This is a genomic window from Thermus oshimai DSM 12092, assembly GCF_000373145.1.
Taxonomy (GTDB): domain Bacteria; phylum Deinococcota; class Deinococci; order Deinococcales; family Thermaceae; genus Thermus; species Thermus oshimai.
In genome coordinates this window covers 25,504-47,232 of sequence record NZ_KB890625.1, presented here as the reverse complement: position 1 = coordinate 47,232, position 21,729 = coordinate 25,504, and the positions used below count along the sequence as shown (strand labels likewise).

The following is a 21,729-nucleotide window of genomic DNA, read 5'->3' as shown; positions in this document are numbered from 1 at the left end:
ACATGGTGGACGACCCGGAGCTTTTGGACCTGGTGGAGATGGAGGTGCGGGACCTTCTGAACCAGTACGAGTTTCCTGGGGACGAGGTTCCGGTGATCCGTGGGAGTGCGCTTTTAGCGCTGGAGCAGATGCACAAGAACCCCCAGACGAAGCGTGGGGAGAACGAGTGGGTGGATCGGATTTGGGAGTTGTTGGACGCGATTGACGAGTACATTCCCACGCCGGTGCGGGACGTGGACAAGCCGTTCTTGATGCCGGTGGAGGACGTATTTACGATCACGGGTCGTGGGACGGTGGCCACGGGCCGGATTGAGCGGGGGAAGGTGAAGGTTGGGGACGAGGTGGAGATTGTGGGGCTGGCTCCTGAGACGCGGAGGACGGTGGTGACTGGGGTGGAGATGCACCGTAAGACGCTGCAGGAGGGGCTGGCTGGGGACAATGTGGGGTTGTTGTTGCGTGGGGTAAGCCGGGAGGAGGTGGAGCGGGGCCAGGTGTTGGCGAAGCCTGGGAGCATTACTCCGCACACGAAGTTTGAGGCGTCGGTGTACATCTTGAAGAAGGAGGAGGGCGGGCGGCACACGGGGTTTTTTTCGGGGTACCGTCCGCAGTTTTACTTTCGGACGACGGATGTGACGGGGGTGGTGGAGTTGCCCCAGGGGGTGGAGATGGTGATGCCTGGGGACAACGTGACGTTTACGGTGGAGCTGATCAAGCCGGTGGCGTTGGAGGAGGGCTTGCGGTTTGCCATCCGGGAGGGTGGGCGGACCGTGGGCGCCGGCGTGGTCACCAAGATCCTGGAGTAACCCCAGGGGGAGGGTTCCCCCTCCCCCTTTCCTGAGGTGAAGCATGGCCAGCGAGGTCCGCATCAAGCTCCTCTTGGAGTGCACGGAGTGCAAGCGCCGCAACTACGCCACGGAGAAGAACAAGCGCAACACCACCTCCAAGCTGGAGCTCAAGAAGTACTGCCCTTGGTGTAAGCGCCACACCCCGCACCGGGAAGTGAAGATCTGATGTTCGCCCGTATCGTCCGCTACTTCCAGGAGGCCCGCGCGGAGCTCGCCCGGGTCACCTGGCCCACCCGGGAGCAGATCGTGGAGGGGACCCAGGCGGTGCTGCTCTTCGCCGCGGCCATGATGGTGATCCTGGGCCTTTACGATCTGGTCTTCCGCTTCCTGATAGGGCTTTTGCGATGAGCATCGAATGGTACGCGGTCCACACCTACGTGGGGCAGGAGGAGAAGGCCAAGGCCAACCTGGAGAAGCGCATCCAGGCCTTCGGCCTTCAGGACAAGATCTTCCAGGTCCTGATCCCCACGGAGGAGGTGGTGGAGCTCCGCGAGGGGGGCAAGAAAGAGGTCGTCAAGAAGAAGCTCTTCCCCGGCTACCTCTTCATCCAGATGGACCTGGGGGACGAGGAGGAGCCCAACGAGGCCTGGGAGGTGGTCCGGGGGACCCCGGGCATCACCGGCTTCGTGGGGGCGGGGATGCGCCCGGTGCCCCTTTCCCCCGACGAGGTGCGGCACATCCTCGAGGTCTCGGGGCTTCTCGGCAAGAAGGAGGCCCCCAAGGCCCAGGTGGCCTTCCGGGAGGGGGACCAGGTCCGGGTGGTTTCGGGCCCCTTCGCGGACTTTACCGGCACCGTGACCGAGATCAACCCCGAGCGGGGCAAGGTCAAGGTCATGGTCACCATCTTCGGGCGCGAGACCCCTGTGGAGCTGGACTTCTCCCAGGTGGTCAAGGCCTAAAAGGCGTCTGCACCCCCAACTTGGGGGGAGCCTAGGAGGGATAAATGAAGAAGATCGTTGCCGTAGTCAAGCTTCAGCTGCCCGCGGGCAAGGCCACGCCCGCGCCCCCGGTGGGCCCGGCTCTGGGCCAGCACGGGGCCAACATCATGGAGTTCGTCAAGGCCTTCAACGCGGCCACGGCCAACATGGGGGACGCCATCGTCCCCGTGGAGATCACCATCTACGCCGACCGCTCCTTCACCTTCATCACCAAGACCCCGCCCGCCAGCTACCTCATCCGCAAGGCCGCGGGGCTGGAGAAGGGGGCCCACAAGGCGGGGCGGGAGAAGGTGGGGCGGATCACCTGGCAGCAGGTCCTGGAGATCGCCAAGCAGAAGATGCCCGACCTGAACACCACCGACCTCGAGGCCGCCGCCCGGATGATCGCGGGCTCGGCCCGCTCCATGGGGGTGGAGGTGGTGGGCGCGCCGGAGGTGAAGGATGCCTAAGCACGGCAAGCGCTACCGCGCCCTTCTGGAAAAGGTGGACCCCAGCAAGGTCTACACCATTGACGAGGCGGCCCGCCTGGTGAAGGAGCTGGCCACCGCCAAGTTTGACGAGACCGTGGAGGTCCACGCCAAGCTGGGCATTGACCCCCGCAAGTCCGACCAGAACGTGCGCGGCACGGTCTCCCTGCCCCACGGCCTGGGCAAGCAGGTGCGGGTTTTGGCCATCGCCAAGGGCGAGAAGATCAAGGAGGCCGAGGAGGCCGGGGCCGACTACGTGGGGGGCGAGGAGATCATCCAGAAGATCCTGGACGGCTGGATGGACTTTGACGCGGTGGTGGCCACCCCGGACGTGATGGGCGCGGTGGGTTCCAAGCTGGGCCGCATCCTGGGCCCGAGGGGCCTCCTCCCCAACCCCAAGGCGGGCACGGTGGGCTTCAACATCGGGGAGATCATCCGGGAGATCAAGGCGGGACGGATTGAGTTCCGCAACGACAAGACCGGGGCCATCCACGCCCCCGTGGGCAAGGCGAGCTTCCCCGCTGAGAAGCTGGCGGACAACATCCGGGCCTTCATCAAGGCCCTGGAGGCCAGCAAGCCCGAGGCCGCCAAGGGGACCTTCCTCCGCTCGGTCTACGTGACCAGCACCATGGGCCCCTCCATCCGCATCAACCCCCAGTCCTAAAGCCTTGGGGTTTAGGGGGGTCTGGGAGAACGCCCCAGGCCCCCTTGACCTTTACCCCGGCGGGGCCTATACTCCCCTATGGCACCCCGGGCGCGTCCTTGCGCCCAAGGCCAGAGAAAGCGGGGGGCTTAAGGCCTTAAACATCCCGCCGAGGCGCTTGAGGGGGAGCGTTTCGTAAACCCGGAAAAATCCAAGAGGGGTTCCCCTGCCCCGCTAAGGGAGGAAGGCGTGCCGAGCAAGCGCAACGTTGAGCTTTTGGCTGCCCTGAAGGAGAACCTGCAGGCGGCCAGTGGCTCCTTCTTCCTGGTGAACTACCAGGGGCTCTCGGCCCAGGAGATCTACGCCCTGCGCAGGGGCCTGCGGGAGAAGGGGGCCCGGCTTTTCGTGGCCAAGAACACCCTGATCCGGCTGGCCCTCAAGGAGCTTGGCCTGCCCGAGCTGGACGGCCTGCAGGGCCCCAGCGCCCTGGTCTTCTACCAGGACCCGGTGGCGGCGGCCAAGGCCCTTCAGGAGTTCGCCAAGAAGAACCCCAAGGGCATCCCCGAGGCCAAGGGCGGGCTTTTGCAGGGCCAGCCCCTCTCCGCCAAGGACGTGGTGGCCCTGGCGGAGCTGCCCACCATGGACGAGCTCCGGGCGGAGCTGGTGGGCGTGCTCCAGGCCCCCATGGCGGAGCTGGTGGGCGTTCTGGGCGGCGTGGCCCGCGAGCTGGTAGGCATCTTGGAAGCGTACGCGGAGAAGAAGGCGGCGTAGGAGGTAGGAGATGGCGCTGGACATCGAACGGATCAAGGAAGAGCTTTCCCAGGCTACGGTTTTGGAACTCAAGCAGCTCATTGATGTCCTCAAGGAGGCGTGGGGTGTGACCGCCGCGGCCCCCGTGGCCGTGGCCGCGGCCCCTGCGGCGGCGGCCGCCGCGGCCCCTGTGGAGGAGAAGACCGAGTTTGACGTGATCCTCAAGGACGCGGGGGCCAAGAAGCTCGAGGTCATCAAGGAGCTTAGGGCCATCACTGGGCTCGGCCTCAAGGAGGCCAAGGACCTGGCCGAAAAGGGCGGCCCCATCAAGGAGGGCATCCCCAAGGCCGAGGCCGAGGAGATCAAGAAGAAGCTCGAGGCCGTGGGCGCGGTGGTGGAGCTGAAGTAACCCCCCGCCCATGGGGTGCCCCCCGGGCCCCAAGGGCCCGGGGTTTTTATATGCCCTGGGCCCCAAAGGGGAAGGCAACCAAGCTTAGGGTGGGGCCCCGGTACCATAGGGGCATGGACCTTCCCCGCGTGGTGGTGGGGCTTTCGGGGGCCAGCGGCATGCCCTACGCCCTGGATCTTCTAAAGACCCTTCAGGGCCTGGCCGAGGTGCACCTCGTCCTCTCCCAGGGGGCCAAGCGGGTCCTTTGGGAGGAGATGGGCCTAAGCCCCAAGGACCTCTACCCCTTGGCCTTCCGGGTCTACAAGGACGGGGACCTGGGGGCCCCCATCGCCTCGGGTTCCTTCCCCACCCGGGGCATGGTGGTCATCCCCTGCTCGGCTACCACCCTGGCCAAGGTGGCCCACGGCCTGGCGGACACCCTCCTCACCCGGGCGGCCTTCGTGCACCTTAAGGAAAGGCGGCCCCTCATCCTGGTGCCCCGGGAAACCCCCCTGCCCCTCCCCACCCTCCGGGCCATGGTCCAGGCGGCGGAGGCGGGGGCGGTGGTCCTCCCCGCAAGCCCGGGCTTCTACCACCGGCCCAGGTCCATAGAAGACCTCCTGGCCTTCATCACCCAGCGGGTCCTGGACCACCTGGGCCTAAGGGCGGAGCGGGCCCCCCGGTGGGGCGAGTGACGCTTTTTTACCGGTTTGCTCTGATACGATAGGGAGGATGACCCTATCGTCCGAACAGCGGCTGGTTCTGGACACGGTGCGCAGGGTGGCCCGGGAGGTCCTCTGGCCCCTGGCCCCGGAGTACGACCGGGAGGGCAAGTACCCCTGGCCCCAGCTCAAGGCCCTGGCGGAGCTGGGCTTCCTCGGCATGACCACCCCCGAGGCCTACGGGGGCGTGGGGCTGGACTCCGTCACCTGGGCCCTGGCCCTGGAGGAGATGGCCTGGGCGGACCCCAGCGTGGCGGTCATCGTCTCCGTCACCTCGGGCCTGCCCCAGTACATGCTCCTCCGCTTCGGCACCGAGGCGCAGAGGAGGCGCTACCTGGTCCCCCTGGCCCGGGGGGAGTGGATCGGGGCCTTCTGCCTCACGGAGCCCCACGCGGGCTCGGACGCGGCCTCCATCCGCACGGAGGCCCGGCGGGTCCCGGGGGGGTACGAGCTTTGGGGGGTGAAGAGCTGGATCACCTCCGCGGGCCAGGCCCAGCTCTACGTGGTCATGGCCCGCACGGAGGCGGGGATCAGCGCCTTTTTGGTGGAGGCGGGGGCCAAGGGGCTTTCCTTTGGCAAGCCCGAGGAGAAGATGGGCCTGCACGCGGCCCACACCGCGGAGGTGCGCCTGGAGGGCGTCTTCGTCCCCGAGGAGAACCGCCTGGGGGAGGAGGGGCGGGGGCTTTCCTACGCCCTGGCGGGGCTGGACTCGGGGCGCATCGGGGTGGCGGCCCAGGCGGTGGGCATCGCCCGGGCGGCCTTTGAGCTGGCCAAGGCCTACGCGGACGAACGGGTGCAGTTTGGGAAGAAGCTCCGGGAGCACCAGGCCATCGCCTTTAAGCTTTCGGACATGTACACCAAGGTGGAGGCGGCCCGGGCCCTCACCCTGAAGGCCGCGGAGAAGAAGGACCGGGGGGAGCGGTTTACCCTCGAGGCCAGCGCGGCCAAGCTCTTCGCCAGCGGGGTGGCGGTGGAGGTGACCCGGGAGGCGGTCCAGGTCCTGGGGGGGTACGGGTACCACCGCGACTACCGGGTGGAGCGCTACTACCGGGACGCCAAGGTCACGGAGATCTACGAGGGGACCTCGGAGATCCAGCGCTACGTGATCGCCCGGGAGCTCTACCGCTCCTAGGGTTTTCTCACCGGAAGAGGGTAAGGTAAAGGGCGTGGTGCGCCGCCTCCTTGCCCTTTCCCGGCCCCTTTACTGGTACTACGAGCGCCGCCTCCTGAAGGAGGTGAAGGGGGGGCCCATGCCCCGCCACCTGGGCCTCATCCTGGACGGGAACCGGCGCTACGCCCGCATGCTGGGCCTGGCCCCCACCAAGGGGCACGAGTTTGGGGTGAAGAAGGCCTACGAGGTGCTGGAGTGGTGCTTGGAGCTGGGGATCCGCACGGTCACGGTCTGGGTCTTCTCCACGGACAACTTCCGTCGGAGCCCCGAGGAGGTGGAGGAGCTCATGCGCCTCTTCGTCCAGGAGGCCTCGAGGATGGCCGAGGACCACCGCATCCACCGCCACCAGGTCCAGGTGCGGGTCATCGGCCGGCGGGAGGGGTTTTCGCAGGAGGTGTTGGAGGCCCTGGAGCGGCTGGAGTCCCGCACCCGGCACCACCAGGGGATGGTGCTGAACATCGCCATGGGCTACGGGGGCCGGGAGGAGATCGTGGATGCGGTGAAGAGGCTTCTCTTGGAGGCCCACGAGAAGGGCCTTTCCCCTAAGGAGGTGGCCGAGACCCTCACCCCCGAGGCCATCGCAGAAAGGCTCTACACCGCGGGCCTTCCCGATCCGGACTTCATCGTCCGCACCTCGGGGGAGATCCGCCTTTCCGGCTTTTTGCTCTGGCAGTCCGCCTACTCCGAATTCTACTTCGCCGACGTGCTCTGGCCCGAGTTCAGAAAGATAGACTTTCTCCGCGCCCTGAGGAGCTACCAGGCCCGGGAGCGCCGGTTTGGCCGTTGACAAACCGGGCTTTTTCGTATATTCTTACGCCCAAGATGCTGGCCCGCGAGAAAAAACTCGGCCGCCGGGGGGTAGGGTAGCCCCAAGGAGGCGCTATACCCCCCGGCCCGAGCGCGGGCCGGTTTTCTTTTTGGGAGGGGCCCATGCGGGAATGGAAGATCATAGACTCCACCTTGCGGGAAGGCGAGCAGTTTGAGCGGGCGAACTTTTCCACCGAGGACAAGATCCAGATCGCCAAGGCCCTGGACGAGTTCGGGATTGAGTACATCGAGGTCACCACCCCCATGGCCTCCCCCCAGTCCCGCAAGGACGCGGAGGTCCTGGCCTCCTTGGGCCTCAAGGCCAAGGTGGTCACCCACATCCAGACCCGCCTGGACGCGGCCAAGGTGGCGGTGGAAACGGGGGTGCAGGGGATAGACCTCCTCTTCGGCACCAGCAAGTACCTGCGGGCGGCCCACGGCCGGGACATCCCCCGCATCATTGAGGAGGCCCGGGAGGTCATCGCCTACATCCGGGAAAAGGCCCCCCACGTGGAGGTGCGCTTCTCCGCGGAGGACACCTTCCGCTCCGAGGAGCACGACCTCCTCCAGATCTACGAGGCCATCGCCCCCTACGTGGACCGGGTGGGGCTGGCGGACACCGTGGGCATCGCCACCCCCCGCCAGGTCTACGCCCTGGTGCGGGAGGTGCGGCGGGTGGTGGGGCCTGGGGTGGACATCGAGTTCCACGGCCACAACGACACCGGCTGCGCCATCGCCAACGCCTACGAGGCCATCGAGGCCGGGGCCACCCACGTGGACACCACCATCCTGGGCATCGGGGAGCGGAACGGCATCACCCCCCTAGGGGGCTTCCTGGCCCGCATGTTCACCCTCCAGCCGGAGTACGTGCGCAGGAAGTACAGGCTGGAGATGCTCCCGGAGCTGGACCGCATGGTGGCCAAGATGGTGGGGATAGAGATTCCCTTCAACAACTACATCACCGGGGAGACCGCCTTCAGCCACAAGGCGGGGATGCACCTCAAGGCCATCTACCTGAACCCCGAGTCCTACGAGCCTTATCCCCCCGAGGTCTTCGGCGTGCGGCGCAAGCTCATCATCGCCTCCAAGCTCACGGGCCGCCACGCCATCAAGGCGCGGGCGGAGGAGCTCGGCCTGCACTACGGGGAGGAGGAGCTCGCCCGCATCACCCAGCACATCAAGGCCCTGGCGGATAGGGGGCAGCTCACCTTGGAGGAGCTGGACCGGATCCTGAGGGAGTGGATCACCGCATGAGGCTAGAGGGCGCGGTACTCCTCTTCCGTCAGGCCCGCTGCCTTAAGGATTTTTTTGAAGGTGCCCTGGGGCAGCTCGCCGCTAGGGAAGGGGATCACCCCCACCCGTCCGTCGGGGTGGGTGAAGAGCCGGTGCCCCGCCCGTTCCTCGAGCCCCAGGCGCCAAAGCTTGCGGGCCACCTCCTCGGGTCTAGGCGGCATCCACCCCGACCTCGGCGGTCCGGATGTCGGGGGGGTGGGGGAGACCTTCCTCCCGAAGGTAGGCCAGAACCAGCTCCAGGGCTTCTTTGGCGTGGGCTAGAGCTTCCTCTGGGGTCCGCCCAAAGGAGTGGGCCTGGGGGAGGGCGGGGAACTCCGCGATCCAGACCCCGGGGGTGTCCGGGTCCTCGTAGAGGATGGCGGTGTAGCGAGGCAGCGGTTTCATTATAGGAGGGCGGCATGGGCCAGACTTTAGCGGAGAAGATCCTTTCCCAGAAGGCCGGGCGAAGGGTGGAGGCGGGGGAGCTCGTGGTGGTGGAGGTGGACCAGGTCATGGTGGTGGACTCCATCGCGGGGAGCTTCATCCGCCGCCTGGAGTACCTGGAGGCGAGCCCCCGTTACCCCGAGCGGGTCTCCATCGTCATCGACCACGTGGCCCCCGCGGCCAACCTGGAGGTGGCCAAGGCCCAGAAGGAGATCCGGGAATGGGCGGGGAGGCACGGGGTTAGGGTGTTTGACGTGGGCCGGGGGGTGTGCCACCAGGTCCTCATGGAGGAGGGCCTGGCCCAGCCCGGCTGGATTGTGGTGGGCTCGGACAGCCACTCCACCACCTACGGGGCGGTGGCCGCCTTCGGCACGGGGATGGGGGCCACGGACGTGGCCCTGGCCGCGGCCAGCGGCCGCACCTGGCTAAGGGTGCCGGAGACGGTGAAGGTGGTCTTCCGGGGGAGGCTTCCCAAAGGGGTCACCGCCAAGGACGCCGCCTTAGAGATGGTGCGCCTTCTCGGGGCGGACGGGGCCACCTACATGGCGGTGGAGATCCACCTCCTGGAGGGGGCGGAGGGGCTTACCTTGGGGGAGCGGATGACCCTGGCCAACCTCACCGTGGAGGCCGGGGCCAAGGCGGGGCTGGTGGTGCCCTCCGGGGAGGTCTTAGCGCGCTACGAAGTGCCCCCTTGGCTCTTCCCGGACCCTGAGGCCCGCTACGCCAAGACCCTGGAGATAGACCTTTCCGCCCTCACCCCCAGGGTTTCCGTGCCCTTCTATGTGGACAACGTCCACGAGGTGACGGCGGTGAAGGGGAAGCGGGTGGACCAGGTCTTCATCGGCACCTGCACCAACGGGCGCATAGAGGACTTAAGGGCCGCGGCGGAGGTCCTAAGGGGGAGGAAGGTGGCCCCCGGGGTGCGCCTCCTCGTCATCCCCGCCTCCAGCCAGGTCCTGGAGGAGGCGGCCAGGGACGGCACCCTCCTCACCCTCCTCGAGGCCGGGGCCACCATCGGCACCCCGGGGTGCGGCCCCTGCATGGGGCGGCACATGGGGGTGTTGGCCCCGGGGGAGGTGTGCGTCTCCACCTCCAACCGCAACTTCCGCGGCCGGATGGGGGCCCCGGACGCGGAGATCTACCTGGCGAGCCCCCGGGTGGCCGCGGCCAGCGCGGTGGCCGGCTACCTCACCACCCCGGAGGAACTGGAGGAAGCCCATGCCTAGGGTCTTTAAGTTCGGCGACCAGATCAACACCGACGATATCCTGCCCGGCAAGTACGCCCCCTTCATGGTGGGGGAGGACCGGTTTCACCTCTACGCCTTCGCCCACCTGCGGCCGGGGTTTGCGGAGGAGGTCAGGCCCGGGGACATCCTGGTCTTCGGCCGGAACACGGGCCTGGGCTCCAGCCGCGAGTACGCCCCCGAGGCCCTGAAAAAGCTGGGGATCCGGGTGGTCATCGCCAAGAGCTACGCCCGCATCTTCTTCCGCAACCTGGTGAACCTGGGGATCGTCCCCTTTGAATCGGAGGAGGTGGTGGATGCGTTAGAAGACGGCGACCTGGTGGAGCTGGACCTGGAGCGGGGGGTCCTCCAGCGGGGAGGGGAGCGGTTTCAGCTCCGCCCCCCGCCCCCCTTCCTCCTGGAGGCGCTCAAGGAGGGGTCCCTCCTGGAGTACTACAAGAAGCACGGGCGCTTCCCGGGGGAGTAGACTTGGGTCATGGAGGACCTGGAGATCACCTGTCCGGTGTGCGGCGAGGTCAGCGTGGTGCTGGCCGAGGATCTGGAGGGCCTCGAGGCCGGGGACGTCCTGGAGTGCGAGGCCTGCGGGGCGTTTTTGGAGGTGGTGTCCCTGGACCCCTTGGAGCTGGAGGTGACCGAGGGGGGCCTGGAGGGCTTCTTCGTGGACTGCCCCCGGTGCGGCTACACCTTTGAGGTTTCCGAGGAGGAAGAGGGGCAGGCCGTCTCCTGCCCCGAGTGCGGCTTTAGCTTTGTGCCCGACTGGAGCGAAGTGGAAGAGGAGGACGAGGAATGGTAGCCACCTGTCCGGAGTGCGGTGCGGAACTTAGGCTGGAGAACCCTGAGCTGGGCGAGCTTTTGGTCTGCGAGGACTGCGGGGCGGAGCTGGAGGTGGTCTCCCTAGACCCCTTGCGCCTGGAGCCCGCCCCCGAGGAGGCGGAGGACTGGGGCGAGTAGATCCCCATGCTGGCCATCCTGTACGACCGCATCCGGCCCGACGAAAGGATGCTCTTTGAGCGGGCCGAGGCCCTGGGGATTCCCTTTAAAAAGGTCTACGTCCCCGCCCTGCGGATGGTCCTGGGGGAGCCCCCTAAGGAGCTAGAGGGGGTCACCGTGGCCCTGGAGCGGTGCGTGAGCCAGAGCCGGGGCCTGGCGGCCGCCCGCTACCTCGAGGCCCTGGGCATCCCCGTGGTGAACCGCCCCCAGGTGATCGAGACCTGCGGGGACAAGTGGGCCACGAGCGCGGCCCTAGAGAGGGCGGGCCTTCCCCAGCCCAAAACCGCCCTCCTCACCGACACCGAGGAGGCCCTTAAGCTCATGGAGGAGTGGGGCTACCCGGTGGTCCTGAAGCCCGTCATCGGGAGCTGGGGGCGGCTCATCGCCAAGATCACCGACCGGGAGGCGGCGGAGGCCCTTCTGGAGCACAAGGAGGTCCTGGGGGGCTTCCAGCACCAGCTCCTTTACCTGCAGGAGTACGTGAAGAAGCCCGGGCGGGACATCCGGGTCTTCGTGGTGGGGGATAGGGCCATCGCCGCCATCTACCGCCGGAGCCACCACTGGATCACCAACACCGCCCGGGGCGGGGTGGCGGAGAACTGCCCCCTCACGGAGGAGATCGCCGAGCTTTCCGTGCGGGCGGCAAGGGCGGTGGGGGGCGGGGTGGTGGCCATCGACCTCTTTGAGTCCGAGCGGGGCCTTTTGGTGAACGAGGTGAACCACACCATGGAGTTCAAGAACTCCGTGCACACCACCGGGGTGGACATCCCCGGGGAGATCCTGCGCTACGCCTTTGAGGTGGCCCGTGGATAGGAGGACCGTGGCCATCGTGGGGGGGTCGGGGTACGCGGGGGGGGAGTTCCTGCGCCTGGCCCTTTTCCACCCCCACCTGGAGGTGACCCAGGTGACCTCGAGGCGCTTCGCCGGGGAGCCCGTGCACTTCGTCCACCCCAACCTACGGGGGAGAACGAACCTCAAGTTCATCCCCCCGGAGAGGCTGGAGCCTGCGGACATCCTGGTCCTGGCCCTGCCCCACGGGGTCTTCGCCCAGGAGTACGAGCGCTACCGGCCCTTGGGGAAGGTGGTCTTGGACCTTTCCGCGGACTTCCGCCTGAAAAACCCCGACCTCTACCGCAGGTACTACGGGGAGCACCCCCGCCCCGACCTCCTGGGCAGCTTCGTCTACGCCCTCCCCGAGCTCTACCGGGAGGCCCTAAGGGGGGCGGACCAGATGGCGGGGGCGGGGTGCAACGCCACCGCCACCCTCCTCGGCCTCTACCCCCTCTTTAAGGCCGGGCTCCTCCAGCCCAAGCCGGTCTTCGTCACCCTCCTCATCTCCACCTCCGCCGCGGGGGCCGAGCCGAGCCCCGCAAGCCACCACCCCGAGCGGGCGGGCTCCCTTAGGGTCTACAAGCCCACCGGCCACCGCCACACCGCGGAGGTGGTGGAGAACCTCCCGGGCCGCCCCGAGGTCCACCTCACGGCCATCGCCACCGACCGGGTGCGGGGCATCCTCATGACCGCCCAGGCCTTCCTCCACGACGGCTGGAGCGAGCGGGACGTGTGGCAGGCCTACCGGGAGGCCTACGGGGGGGAGCCCTTCGTCCGCATCGTCAAGCAGAAGAAGGGCATCCACCGCTACCCCGACCCCCGCTTCGTCCAGGGCACCAACTACGCGGACATCGGGTTTGAGCTGGAGGAGGACACGGGGCGGCTGGTGGTCATGGTGGCCATAGACAACCTGGTGAAGGGCACCGCGGGCCACGCCCTCCAGGCCCTGAACCTGCGCATGGGCTGGCCCGAGACCCTGGGCCTGGAGTTCCCGGGGCTTCATCCGTAGGGGGTGGCCGTGATCGTCGTGAAGGTGGGCGGCGCGGAGGGCATAGACTACGAGGCCGTGGCCGAGGACGCGGCCTCCCTTTGGCGGGAAGGCCAGAGGCTCATCCTGGTCCATGGGGGAAGCAGCGAGACCAACCGCATCGCCGAGGCCCTGGGCCACCCCCCCCGGTTCCTCACCCACCCCGGGGGGCAGGTGAGCCGCCTCACGGACCGGAAGACCCTGGAGATCTTTGAGATGGTCTACTGCGGCCTGGTCAACAAGCGCCTGGTGGAGCACCTCCAGCGCTTTGGGGCCAACGCGGTTGGCCTTTCCGGGCTGGATGGGAGGCTTCTGGAAGGCCGCCGCAAGACCGCGGTGAAGTACGTGGAAGACGGCAAGGTGAAGATCCACCGGGGGGACTACACGGGCACGGTGGAGCGGGTGAACAAGGCCCTTTTGGACCTCCTCCTTTCCGCGGGGTACCTCCCCGTCCTCACCCCCCCGGCCATCAGCTACGAGAGCGAGGCCATCAACACCGACGGGGACAGCATCGCGGCCCTTCTTGCTGTCACCTACGGGGCCGAGGCCTTGGTCTTCCTCTCCAACGTGCCCGGCCTCCTCGCCCGCTACCCGGACGAGGGTAGCCTGGTCCGGGAGATCCCCATCGCCCGCCTCGAGGACCCCGAGTACCTGGCCCTGGCCCAAGGGCGGATGAAGCGCAAGGTCATGGGGGCGGTGGAGGCGGTGCGGGGCGGGGTGGGGCGGGTGGTCTTCGCGGACGGAAGGGTGAAAACCCCCATCCGCCGCGCCCTTTCGGGAGAAGGCACCGTGGTACGCTAGGGCCATGGCGCGCCTCGCCCTGGTCCTCCACGCCCACCTGCCCTACGTGCGGGCCCACGGGATGTGGCCCTTCGGGGAGGAAACCCTCTACGAGGCCATGGCCGAGACCTACCTCCCCCTCCTCCGGGCCCTGGACCGGCTCTGGCAGGAGGGGGTGGGGGCGCGGTTCACCCTGGGGATCACCCCCATCCTGGCGGAGCAGCTTTCTGACCCCAAGGTGAAAGAGGGCTTCCGGGCCTACGCCAAGGACCGCCTGGAGCGGGCCCAAGGGGATTACCTGCGCTACCGGGGGACGGAGCTGGAGGGAAGCGCCCGCCACCAGGTGGCCTTCTGGGAGCTCACCCTGGACCACTTCCACGGGCTTGGGGAGGATCTCCCCTCCGCCTTCCGCCGGGCCCAGGAACGGGGGCAGGTGGAGCTCATCGCCTCCCACGCCACCCACGGCTATAGCCCCCTTTTGGGCTACGACGAGGCCCTTTCGGCCCAGATCAAGACGGGCCTTGCCACCTACCGCCGCCACTTCGCCAAGGACGCCACGGGCTACTGGCTGCCCGAGATGGCCTACCGGCCCAAGGGGGTTTGGAAGCCCCCCGTGGAGGGGGCGCCGGAGGGGATGCGGGCAGGGGTGGACGAGCTCCTCATGCGCGCGGGGGTGCGCTACACCTTCGTGGACGCCCATCTGGTCCAGGGGGGAACGCCCCTAAGCCCCTATGGGGAGGCCCACCTGGGCCCTGTGGAGAGCGGTGAGGCCACCTTCTACGTCCACGAGCTCCCAAGCGGCCTAAGGGTCCTGGCCCGCAACCAGGAGACCGCCCTCCAGGTCTGGAGCGCGGACTACGGCTACCCTGGGGAGGGGCTTTACCGGGAGTTCCACCGCAAAGACCCCCTTTCCGGCCTCCACCACTGGCGGGTGACCCACCGCAAGGCGGACCTCTCCGCCAAGGCCCCGTACGACCCCGAGCTGGCCTTCGCCAAGGCCAAGGAGCACGCGGCCCACTTCGTGGGGCTTGTGGAAGGCCTCGCCGCCCGCCACCCCCAAGGGGTCATCCTGGCGCCCTACGACGCCGAGCTTTTCGGCCACTGGTGGTACGAGGGGGTGGCCTTTTTGGAGGAGGTCCTCCGCCTCCTCCCCCGGGCGGAAGGGGTGGAGGCGGTGACGGCCAAGGAGGCGGTGCAGGGGCCGGCGGTGCGCACCGCCTTGCCCGAGGGTTCCTGGGGCCGGGGTGGGGGGCACGAGGTGTGGCTCAACCCCAAGACCCTGGACTACTGGCGGCTGGTGTACCGGGCGGAAGGGGCCATGCGGGAGGCGGCAAGGCAGGGCATCCTCCCCCCTGGGGTCCTCCGGCAGGCCATGCGGGAGCTTCTCCTCCTCGAGGCCTCCGACTGGCCTTTCCTCATGGACACCGGCCAGGCGGCGGAGTACGCCAAGGAGCGCTACCAGGCCCACGGGGAGCGGTTTTTCCGCCTTCTTAGGGGGGTTTCCGAGGAGGAGCTAAAGGCCTTAGAGGAGCTGGACAACCCCTTCCCCGACGCGGACCCGAGGCTTTACCTATGATCCGGCACGCCGTCCTCCAGTTCCGCCCCGAAAAGGGGCAGATCCAGGCCAACCTGGCGCGCCTTACGGAGCACCTTAAGGCCCTCCTGCCCCACGCCCCGGAGGTGGTGGTCCTGCCCGAGGCGGCCCTTACGGGCTACTTCCTCCAGGGAGGGGTTAGGGAGCTCGCCCTCACCCGCCACGAGCTTTTGGAGCTCCTTTCCGAGGTCCACCGAAGGGCGGGGTACGAGGGGATGCTGGACCTGGTGGTGGGCTTCTACGAGCGGGACGGGGGGGCCTTCTACAACAGCGCCGCCTACCTAGAGCTTCCCCACCGGGTGGTCCACGTGCACCGCAAGGTCTTCCTGCCCACCTACGGGGTTTTTGACGAGGAGCGGTACCTTGCCCGGGGGCAGAGGGTGGCGGCCTTTGACACCCGCTTTGGCCGGGCGGCCCTTCTCATCTGCGAGGACTTCTGGCACTCCGTGACCGCCACCATCGCCGCCTTGGACGGGGCCCAGGTCCTCTACGTCCCCGCGGCAAGCCCGGCGAGGGGCTTCCAGGGGGAGAGGCCCTGGAACGTGGAGCGCTGGCGCATCCTGGCCCAGGCGGTGGCCGCGGAGCACGGGCTTTACGTGGTCCTTTCCAGCCTGGTGGGGTTTGAGGGGGGGAAGGGGATGAGCGGGGGGAGCCTGGCGGTGGGGCCGGACGGGCGGATCCTGGGGGAGGCCCCCCTCTTTGAGGAGGCGGCCCTCCTCTTCGGCCTGGACCCGGCGCGCATCCCGCCGGTGCGCTACGACAACCCCCTCCTCTCCGACCTCGAGGCCGGCCTTCCCCTCCTGCTGGACGACCTCACACGGGTTTTAGGGAGGCGAGCATGAGGATTCTCGAGGCCCCCCCCCTTCGGGAAAGCCTGGACCTCAACCTGCCCCTGGTGGCGGACTTCCTCACCCGCTTCATCCGGGAGGAGCTGGCCTGGCGCGGCTACCAGAAGGCCATCGTGGCCGTCTCCGGGGGGGTGGACTCCGCCACCACCCTGGCCCTGGCGGTGCGGGCCTTAGGGCCGGCAAACGTCCACGCCCTGGCCCTGCCCCACCGGGACTCCAGCCCCCTTTCCCTGGAGCACGCCCGCCTGGCGGCAAAGACCTTCGGGGTGGAGCTGGAGGTGGTGGACATCACCCCCATGGTGGAGGGGTACGCGGAAAAGACCCCAGACCTCACCCCCCGCCGCAAGGGGAACGTCATGGCCCGGGCGCGGATGATCGTCCTCTTTGACAAGTCCGAAGCCTACCGGGCCCTGCCCCTGGGCACGGGGAACAAGACGGAGCGCCTCTTTGGCTACTACACCTGGCACGGGGACGATTCCCCGCCCATCAACCCCTTGGGGGACCTCTACAAGACCCAGGTCTGGGCCCTGGCCCGCCACCTGGGGGTGCCGGAGGCCATCGTGGAGAAGGCCCCCACCGCGGACCTCGAGCCCGGGCAGACGGACGAGGCCGACCTGGGCGTGCGCTACCTCCGGGCGGACGTGATCCTGGAGCATTACCTTAAGGGTTACCCCGACGAGTACATCCTGGGCCTGGGGTTCACGGAGGAGGAGCTCAGGCGGGTGAAGGAGCGGGTGAACCGCACCCACTGGAAGCGGGCCCTGCCCACCGTGGCCCTCCTTTCCCCCACGGCCATCGGGGAGTTTTACCTGAGGCCTTTGGACTACCGGGTGTAGGAGGAGGTCGTGGCTAGGTCTGTCGGCAAGGCCGGAGGGACGCTTTCCAAAAAGCTTCTGCGCATCGCTGGGGTTCTCCTAGGCTTTGGCCTGGTGGTCTGGCTTCTCTTTAAGCTTTTTGTCCCTTGGCTCAGCGCCTTGGCCCTACCGGTAGCCCTTTTGCTCGTGGTGCGCCTGCTTCAAGAGAAGGAGATGGAGCGAACCCTGGTGGCCCACGTCAAGGGGTATGTGGGCGAGGCCCAGGTGGGCCGGGTGCTGGCCGAGTTGCCTTCCACCTGGCAGGTTTTCCACGACGTGGACCTGGGCGGGGAGAACGCCGACCACGTGGTGGTGGGGCCGCCCGGGGTGTTCAACGTAGAGGTGAAGAACCATCGCGGCCCTGTCCTCGCCCGCCCCGATGGCCTCTGGATCCGGGGAAAGCGCCGGGATGAGATCGTCCGCCAGGCGTGGCGCCAAGCCCACAAGCTTAGGGAGCTTTTAGGCCTCGAGGTCCAGCCCCTCTTGGTTTTCCTCGGGGAAGAGGTGGAAGGGGGACAGGTGGGGCGCCTGCCGGTTTTGCGGACGGAAGACCTGGTGGCCTACCTAAAAACCCTTCCTCCCCGCCTGACCTTTGCCGAGGCCAGGCGGGCGGCGGAGGTCCTGAGGGAACGGGTGCGCTGAGATGGAGGAAACCCTTTTGAAGGAGCGCTTGCGCAAAGCCCGCACGGTGGCCGTCCTAGGGGCCCACAAGGACCCTGCCCGCCCCGCCTTCTACGTGCCCCGGTACCTCTTCCAGGCGGGCTACCGCATCCTGCCCGTGAACCCTCGCTTTGCGGGGGAGGAGCTTTTTGGGGAGAGGGTTTTGGGGAACCTCCAGGAAATCCAGGAGCCCGTGGACATCCTGGACGTCTTCCGCCCCGGGGAGGCCCTTCCCGCCCACCTCCCCGAGATCCTGGCCCTGAGGCCGGGCCTGGTCTGGCTCCAGGTGGGGATCCGGAACCCTACGGTGGAGGAGGCCCTCCTAGGGGCGGGTATCCCCCTGGTGGTGGACCGATGCCTGATGGTGGAGCACAGGCGCCTCTTGGGGACCTGAGGGCGCTCCAGGAGGCCCTCCTCGCCTGGTACGAGGGGGCGAAGCGTCCCCTCCCCTGGCGGGGGGAGAAGGACCCCTACCGCATCCTCCTCTCCGAGGTCCTCCTCCAGCAGACCCGGGTGGAGCAGGCCATACCCTACTACCGCCGCTTCCTGGAGCGCTTTCCCACCCTGAAGGCCCTTCGGGAGGCCCCCCTGGAGGAGGTCTTAAGGGTGTGGGCCGGGGTGGGGTACTACCGCCGGGCGGAGCACCTCCACCGCGTGAGCCAGGCGGCGGAGGCCCTGCCCCGAAGCTACGAGGAGCTTAAGGAACTCCCCGGCCTCGGCCCCTACACCGCGGCCGCGGTGGCCTCCATGGGTTTTGGGGAACGGGTGGCCGCGGTGGACGGGAACGTGCGCCGCGTGTTGGCCCGGCTCTTCGCCCTGGAGTCCCCCACCCCCAAGGCCCTCCAGGCCCTGGCCCAGGCCCTCCTGCCCGAGGAGGGGGACCCCGGGGTGTGGAACCAGGCCCTCATGGAGCTTGGGGCCACGGTCTGCCGCCCTAAACGCCCTCTTTGCCCCGCCTGCCCCTTGGGGGCCTTCTGCCAAGGGCAAAAGGCTCCCCAGCGCTACCCCAAGGCGAGGGCCAGGGCCAAGCGGGAGGAGCGCCTGGCCGCCCTCGTCCTCTGGGGGCGGAAGGGGGTCTATTTGGAACCCCAGAAGGGCCGCTTCCGGGGGCTCTACGGGGTTCCCACCTTCCCGGAGGAGGAGCTTGGGGCAAGGGCCAGGGCCTTCGGCGTGGAGCCTTCGTACGTGGGGGAGGTGCGCCACGAACTCACCCACCGCCGCCTCTTCCTTAGGGTCTACGCCGCCCTTTGGGAGGGGGAAGGGGCGGACCCCAGGGCCAAGCCCCTACCCAAGCTCACGGAGAAGGTGCTCCGCCAGGCGGAGGCCTTCCTCGCTCATGCGGGCGTAGTCCCCTTCCAGGACGCATAGGCCCACCCCGTAGAGGTTCGCTAGGCGCCTGAGGCGGAAGGTGGCCTCCTCCCACTCCTCGGGGTGGAAGGCCCGGTAGCGCACCCGGTAGCCCGGGGTGGTGGGGGTGTCGGGCACCGCCCCCTCCCGTTCCACGAAGCGGAAGCCCAGGCGGAGGAGGTCTTCGTAAAGGTCGGGGTAGCTGGCCTCGGAAAGCCGCCCCGCCTCCTCCTCCACCTCCCCCATCCGGAGCCTCGCCCCAAGAAAGCTCCCCACCGCCAGGACCACCCGTTCCCCCCGCGCCACCGGCCCCTCCCAGGTCCTCACCCCCACCACCTTGTTCCCTTCCAGGAGGAGGCCCGTGGCCGTGGCCTGGAAGAGGTGGAGGTGGGGGGCCTGGGCCTCGAGGCGGGCCTTGGCCCGGGCGTGGAAGGCCCAGACCCGGGGGTCCTCCGGGTCGTAGGCCGCTTCCAGGAGGCTCCCCTTGGGAAAAGGCGGGCGCGGGGGGAGGAAGGGCATCATCACCGAGTCCAGGCTCTGGGTGAGGAGGCCCACCCGCACCCCCCGCCCGGCCAGCCGGTGGGCGGCCTCGCTCCCCGCGAAGCCCGCCCCCACGATGAGCACCTGGTAGTTCCCCATAACAAAAAGGCCCCCGGAGGGGCGATGTGGCGGGCCGTGAAGGACTCGAACCTCCAACCCCCGGTTTTGGAGACCGGTGCTCTGCCAGTTGAGCTAACGGCCCCCGCCTAGGGGATTCTAGCACATCCCCCCGATTAGGCCAAGGGGGGCGGTTGCGCCCTTGCCTCTTTCCCCCCTAGAATAGGGGGATGGCCGACGACGCGCGCCCCTTTCGGCCTGAGGCCCTACCCATGAAGCCCATCCTGGAACTTACCCCCGAGGAGCTCCCGGGCGAGGGCTACCGCAAGGCCCAGATCGCCCACTGGCTCTACGCCCGGGGGGTGCGGGAGTTTTCCGAGATGACCGACCTCCCTAGAGGGCTCCGGGAGGCCCTAGCCCAGGAGTGGCGCATCTCCGAGTTCGCCCTGGTGGAGGCCTACCCGAGCCGGGATGGGAGCGTCAAGTACCTCTTCACCCTTCTGGACGGAAAGAAGACCGAGGCCGTCTACATGCCCTACGAGAACCGCAAGACGGTCTGCCTCTCCAGCATGGTGGGCTGCCCCGCGGGGTGCACCTTCTGCGCCACGGGGGCCTTGGGCTTCGGCCGCAACCTCACCGCGGCGGAGATCCTGGACCAGCTCCTAGCCATCGCCTACCACCAGGGGATCTCCCCCCGGGAGATCCGCAACGTGGTCCTCATGGGCATGGGGGAGCCCCTCCTAAACCTCACCAACGTCCTCAAGGCGGTGCGCACCATGCTCCACCCCAAGGGCCTGGCCATGAGCCCCCGGCGCATCACCCTCTCCACCGTGGGCATCCCCCGGGGGATCTACCGCTTGGCCGAGGAGGACTTGGGGATCCGCCTCGCCCTCTCCCTCCACGCCCCCGACGACGAGACCCGGAAGAAGATCATCCCCACCGCCCACCGCTACCCCATCGCCGAGATCATGGAAGCGGTGCGGGCCTACTACGCCAAGACCAAGCGCCGGGTGACCTTTGAGTACACCCTCCTCCAGGGGCTCAACGACCACCCCTGGCAGGCCCGGCTTCTCTCCAGGCTCTTAAAGGGGCTAAGCGCCCACGTGAACCTCATCCCCTTCAACCCCTGGCCCGGCGCCCCGGTGAAGGGCACCCCCAAAGCGGGCATCCTGGCCTTCGCGGAGGAGCTTAAGCGACAGGGCATCCCCACCTCCATCCGCTTCAGCCGGGGGCAGGACGTGGGGGCGGCCTGCGGCCAGCTGGCCCTTAGGACCCCCCAGGCCCTAACCTTTAAACCCCTTCCAGAAGACGCCGGGCGATGACCACCTTTAGAACTTCGCTCGTCCCCTCCCCGATGCGGGTGAGGCGGGCGTCCCGCCAGTAGCGCTCCACGGGGTAGTCCTTGATGTACCCGTAGCCCCCCAGGATCTGGATGGCCTCGTCGCAGGCCTTCACCGCCACCTCGCTGGCGAAGAGCTTGGCCTGGGCGGCCTCGAGGGCGAAGGGCCGCCCCGCGTCCTTGAGCTCCGCCGCCTTCAGGTAGAGGAGCCTTGCGGCCTCCAGCTCCGTGGCCATCTCGGCCAGCTTAAAGGAAACCCCCTGGAACTCGGCGATGGGCCTGCCGAAGGCCTCCCGCTCCTTGGCGTAGCGGAGGGCGTAGTCCAAGGCGGCCCGCCCCAGGCCCACGGCCATGGCGGCGATGCCGATGCGGCCCCCATCCAGCACCCTTAAGACATCGTAGAAGGCCTTGCCCCGCTCCCCAAGGAGGGCCTCCTCCGGTAGGAAGAGGTCTTCCAGGAGGAGCTGGGCGGTGTCGGAGGCGTTAAGCCCAAGCTTTTCCTCCTTCCGCCCCACCTTTAGGCCCTTTTCGGGGCGGAAGAAGGCGAAGGCGGAGATCCCCAGGTGCCGCTTCTCCCCCACAGGCGGGTCGGTGCGGGCCATGATCACGTAGACCCCGGCCACGCTCCCCTGGGTGATGAACTGCTTGGTGCCGTTTAGGATAAACCCCCCGGCCACGGGCTCGGCCCGGGTCTTGAGGCCCGCCGCGTCCGAACCCGCCCCCGGCTCGGTGAGGCCCCAGGCCCCGAGGGCCTCCCCCGAGGCCAGCTTGGGGAGGAAAAGGGCCTTCTGCCGCTCGTTCCCCGCCAGGAGGATGTGCCCCGTGGCCAGGGAGTTGTGGCTGGCCACGGTGAGGGCCAAGGCCCCGTCCACGTAGGCGATCTCCTCCACCATGCGGGCGAAAAGCCGGGTGGAAAGCCCTGCCCCCCCGTAGGCCTCAGGGACCGTGGCCCCGAAGACCCCGAACTCGGAAAGCTTCCGCACCAGCTCCCAGGGGAAGGCCCCCGTGCGGTCCCGCTCCGCCGCCCCTTCTGCCACCTCGGCCTTCAAGAACTCGCGGAAAGGCCCGAGCACCTGCCGCTCTTCCTGGCTCTCTTCAAACCACAGGGCCATGGGGACATTATATGACTGTTTAGCACCTAAATGTGAAAATCCGTCACAGGTAGGGGAGG

Annotated in this window: 29 protein-coding genes, 1 tRNA gene and 1 pseudogene; 26 read left to right on the top strand and 5 right to left on the bottom strand. The window is 68.1% G+C overall.

Annotated features, from left to right (window positions below):
* The 12 genes and pseudogenes from B043_RS0112160 to lysS form a co-directional block, all read left to right on the top strand.
* Positions 1-803: EF-Tu C-terminal domain-related protein (locus tag B043_RS0112160; protein WP_018462203.1), on the top strand; the 803-nt coding region annotated here is incomplete at its 5' end.
* A gap of 43 nt (positions 804-846) precedes the next feature.
* Positions 847-1,011: a 50S ribosomal protein L33 gene (rpmG, locus tag B043_RS0112155; RefSeq protein ID WP_016330137.1), complete on the top strand. Its 165-nt coding sequence runs from the start codon at positions 847-849 to the stop codon at positions 1,009-1,011.
* Positions 1,011-1,193, top strand: a complete 183-nt coding sequence (secE, locus tag B043_RS0112150) for a preprotein translocase subunit SecE (RefSeq protein ID WP_018462202.1) — start codon at positions 1,011-1,013, stop codon at positions 1,191-1,193. The genes rpmG and secE overlap by 1 nt, the downstream gene beginning before the upstream one ends.
* Entirely contained in the window at positions 1,190-1,744 is a 555-nt protein-coding gene (gene nusG, locus B043_RS0112145) for a transcription termination/antitermination protein NusG (protein WP_016330135.1), read from the top strand. Before secE ends, nusG begins: the two co-directional genes overlap by 4 nt.
* 44 nt (positions 1,745-1,788) lie before the next feature.
* Positions 1,789-2,232 (top strand): 50S ribosomal protein L11, encoded by a 444-nt coding sequence (gene rplK / locus B043_RS0112140; RefSeq protein ID WP_016330134.1) that lies wholly within the window; start codon positions 1,789-1,791, stop codon positions 2,230-2,232.
* Entirely contained in the window at positions 2,225-2,914 is a 690-nt protein-coding gene (rplA, locus tag B043_RS0112135; protein ID WP_016330133.1) for a 50S ribosomal protein L1, read from the top strand. The genes rplK and rplA overlap by 8 nt, the downstream gene beginning before the upstream one ends.
* A 228-nt stretch (positions 2,915-3,142) precedes the next feature.
* A complete protein-coding gene (gene rplJ / locus B043_RS0112130) occupies positions 3,143-3,664 on the top strand; it encodes a 50S ribosomal protein L10 (RefSeq protein WP_016330132.1) in 522 nt (173 codons plus the stop codon).
* Between the two features lie 10 nt (positions 3,665-3,674).
* On the top strand, positions 3,675-4,052 hold the full coding sequence (gene rplL / locus B043_RS0112125; RefSeq protein WP_016330131.1) for a 50S ribosomal protein L7/L12: 378 nt from the start codon (positions 3,675-3,677) through the stop codon (positions 4,050-4,052).
* Positions 4,053-4,165: 113 nt separating this feature from the next.
* The gene (locus tag B043_RS0112120; protein WP_026234277.1) at positions 4,166-4,726 is read left to right on the top strand and encodes a UbiX family flavin prenyltransferase; all 561 of its coding nucleotides are present in this window, start codon (positions 4,166-4,168) and stop codon (positions 4,724-4,726) included.
* Between the two features lie 37 nt (positions 4,727-4,763).
* Complete coding sequence (locus tag B043_RS0112115) at positions 4,764-5,885, top strand: acyl-CoA dehydrogenase family protein (RefSeq protein ID WP_018462200.1); 1,122 nt, start codon at positions 4,764-4,766, stop codon at positions 5,883-5,885.
* 10 nt (positions 5,886-5,895) lie between these two features.
* A pseudogene (locus tag B043_RS0112110) lies at positions 5,896-6,711 on the top strand (isoprenyl transferase); the annotation flags it as partial.
* Positions 6,712-6,854: 143 nt separating this feature from the next.
* Positions 6,855-7,985, top strand: a complete 1,131-nt coding sequence (gene lysS, locus B043_RS0112105; RefSeq protein WP_018462198.1) for a homocitrate synthase — start codon at positions 6,855-6,857, stop codon at positions 7,983-7,985.
* A gap of 2 nt (positions 7,986-7,987) precedes the next feature.
* Here lysS and B043_RS12490 read toward each other — a convergent pair whose 3' ends face one another.
* Positions 7,988-8,185, bottom strand: a complete 198-nt coding sequence (locus B043_RS12490; RefSeq protein WP_038037168.1) for a type II toxin-antitoxin system HicA family toxin — start codon at positions 8,183-8,185, stop codon at positions 7,988-7,990.
* Positions 8,175-8,408 carry a type II toxin-antitoxin system HicB family antitoxin gene (locus B043_RS12485; protein ID WP_018462196.1) on the bottom strand — a complete coding sequence of 78 codons (234 nt, stop codon included), beginning with the start codon at positions 8,406-8,408 and terminating at the stop codon, positions 8,175-8,177. Before B043_RS12485 ends, B043_RS12490 begins: the two co-directional genes overlap by 11 nt.
* 14 nt (positions 8,409-8,422) lie before the next feature.
* Between B043_RS12485 and B043_RS0112095 the strand changes: the two genes are divergently transcribed.
* From B043_RS0112095 to B043_RS0112035, 13 genes are read left to right on the top strand one after another with little or no spacing between them, the layout of a single operon-like run.
* Positions 8,423-9,673 (top strand): 3-isopropylmalate dehydratase large subunit, encoded by a 1,251-nt coding sequence (locus B043_RS0112095; RefSeq protein ID WP_018462195.1) that lies wholly within the window; start codon positions 8,423-8,425, stop codon positions 9,671-9,673.
* Positions 9,666-10,157 (top strand): LeuD/DmdB family oxidoreductase small subunit, encoded by a 492-nt coding sequence (locus B043_RS0112090; RefSeq protein WP_016330124.1) that lies wholly within the window; start codon positions 9,666-9,668, stop codon positions 10,155-10,157. Before B043_RS0112095 ends, B043_RS0112090 begins: the two co-directional genes overlap by 8 nt.
* Before the next feature lie 9 nt (positions 10,158-10,166).
* The gene (locus B043_RS0112085; protein ID WP_016330123.1) at positions 10,167-10,484 is read left to right on the top strand and encodes a paraquat-inducible protein A; all 318 of its coding nucleotides are present in this window, start codon (positions 10,167-10,169) and stop codon (positions 10,482-10,484) included.
* Entirely contained in the window at positions 10,478-10,642 is a 165-nt protein-coding gene (gene lysW / locus B043_RS0112080; protein ID WP_016330122.1) for a lysine biosynthesis protein LysW, read from the top strand. Before B043_RS0112085 ends, lysW begins: the two co-directional genes overlap by 7 nt.
* Positions 10,643-10,648: 6 nt before the next feature.
* Positions 10,649-11,494 carry a lysine biosynthesis protein LysX gene (lysX, locus tag B043_RS0112075; protein WP_018462194.1) on the top strand — a complete coding sequence of 282 codons (846 nt, stop codon included), beginning with the start codon at positions 10,649-10,651 and terminating at the stop codon, positions 11,492-11,494.
* The gene (gene argC, locus B043_RS0112070) at positions 11,487-12,521 is read left to right on the top strand and encodes an N-acetyl-gamma-glutamyl-phosphate reductase (protein WP_026234276.1); all 1,035 of its coding nucleotides are present in this window, start codon (positions 11,487-11,489) and stop codon (positions 12,519-12,521) included. Before lysX ends, argC begins: the two co-directional genes overlap by 8 nt.
* A 9-nt stretch (positions 12,522-12,530) precedes the next feature.
* Entirely contained in the window at positions 12,531-13,340 is an 810-nt protein-coding gene (locus B043_RS0112065) for a [LysW]-aminoadipate kinase (protein WP_018462192.1), read from the top strand.
* 4 nt (positions 13,341-13,344) lie between these two features.
* Entirely contained in the window at positions 13,345-14,895 is a 1,551-nt protein-coding gene (locus B043_RS0112060; protein ID WP_018462191.1) for a 1,4-alpha-glucan branching protein, read from the top strand.
* Positions 14,892-15,755 carry a nitrilase-related carbon-nitrogen hydrolase gene (locus B043_RS0112055; protein WP_018462190.1) on the top strand — a complete coding sequence of 288 codons (864 nt, stop codon included), beginning with the start codon at positions 14,892-14,894 and terminating at the stop codon, positions 15,753-15,755. The genes B043_RS0112060 and B043_RS0112055 overlap by 4 nt, the downstream gene beginning before the upstream one ends.
* Positions 15,752-16,597: an NAD+ synthase gene (locus tag B043_RS0112050; protein WP_018462189.1), complete on the top strand. Its 846-nt coding sequence runs from the start codon at positions 15,752-15,754 to the stop codon at positions 16,595-16,597. Before B043_RS0112055 ends, B043_RS0112050 begins: the two co-directional genes overlap by 4 nt.
* 9 nt (positions 16,598-16,606) lie before the next feature.
* A complete protein-coding gene (locus B043_RS0112045; RefSeq protein WP_018462188.1) occupies positions 16,607-17,257 on the top strand; it encodes a nuclease-related domain-containing protein in 651 nt (216 codons plus the stop codon).
* Between the two features lies 1 nt (position 17,258).
* Positions 17,259-17,669 (top strand): CoA-binding protein, encoded by a 411-nt coding sequence (locus B043_RS0112040; RefSeq protein ID WP_018462187.1) that lies wholly within the window; start codon positions 17,259-17,261, stop codon positions 17,667-17,669.
* Complete coding sequence (locus tag B043_RS0112035) at positions 17,666-18,643, top strand: A/G-specific adenine glycosylase (RefSeq protein WP_026234275.1); 978 nt, start codon at positions 17,666-17,668, stop codon at positions 18,641-18,643. The genes B043_RS0112040 and B043_RS0112035 overlap by 4 nt, the downstream gene beginning before the upstream one ends.
* Here B043_RS0112035 and B043_RS0112030 read toward each other — a convergent pair.
* Both B043_RS0112030 and B043_RS0112025 read right to left on the bottom strand, forming a co-directional pair.
* The gene (locus B043_RS0112030) at positions 18,560-19,261 is read right to left on the bottom strand and encodes an FAD-dependent oxidoreductase (protein ID WP_016330112.1); all 702 of its coding nucleotides are present in this window, start codon (positions 19,259-19,261) and stop codon (positions 18,560-18,562) included. The two genes, B043_RS0112035 and B043_RS0112030, sit on opposite strands and share 84 nt — an antisense overlap.
* 27 nt (positions 19,262-19,288) lie before the next feature.
* Positions 19,289-19,364 (bottom strand) — tRNA-Trp (locus B043_RS0112025).
* A gap of 85 nt (positions 19,365-19,449) precedes the next feature.
* Between B043_RS0112025 and rlmN the strand changes: the two genes are divergently transcribed.
* Positions 19,450-20,541: a dual-specificity RNA methyltransferase RlmN gene (gene rlmN, locus B043_RS0112020; protein WP_018462185.1), complete on the top strand. Its 1,092-nt coding sequence runs from the start codon at positions 19,450-19,452 to the stop codon at positions 20,539-20,541.
* On the opposite strand, the gene B043_RS0112015 is transcribed toward rlmN, so the two are convergent.
* Entirely contained in the window at positions 20,510-21,670 is a 1,161-nt protein-coding gene (locus B043_RS0112015; protein WP_018462184.1) for an acyl-CoA dehydrogenase family protein, read from the bottom strand. The two genes, rlmN and B043_RS0112015, sit on opposite strands and share 32 nt — an antisense overlap.
* Between the last annotated feature and the right edge of the window lie 59 nt (positions 21,671-21,729).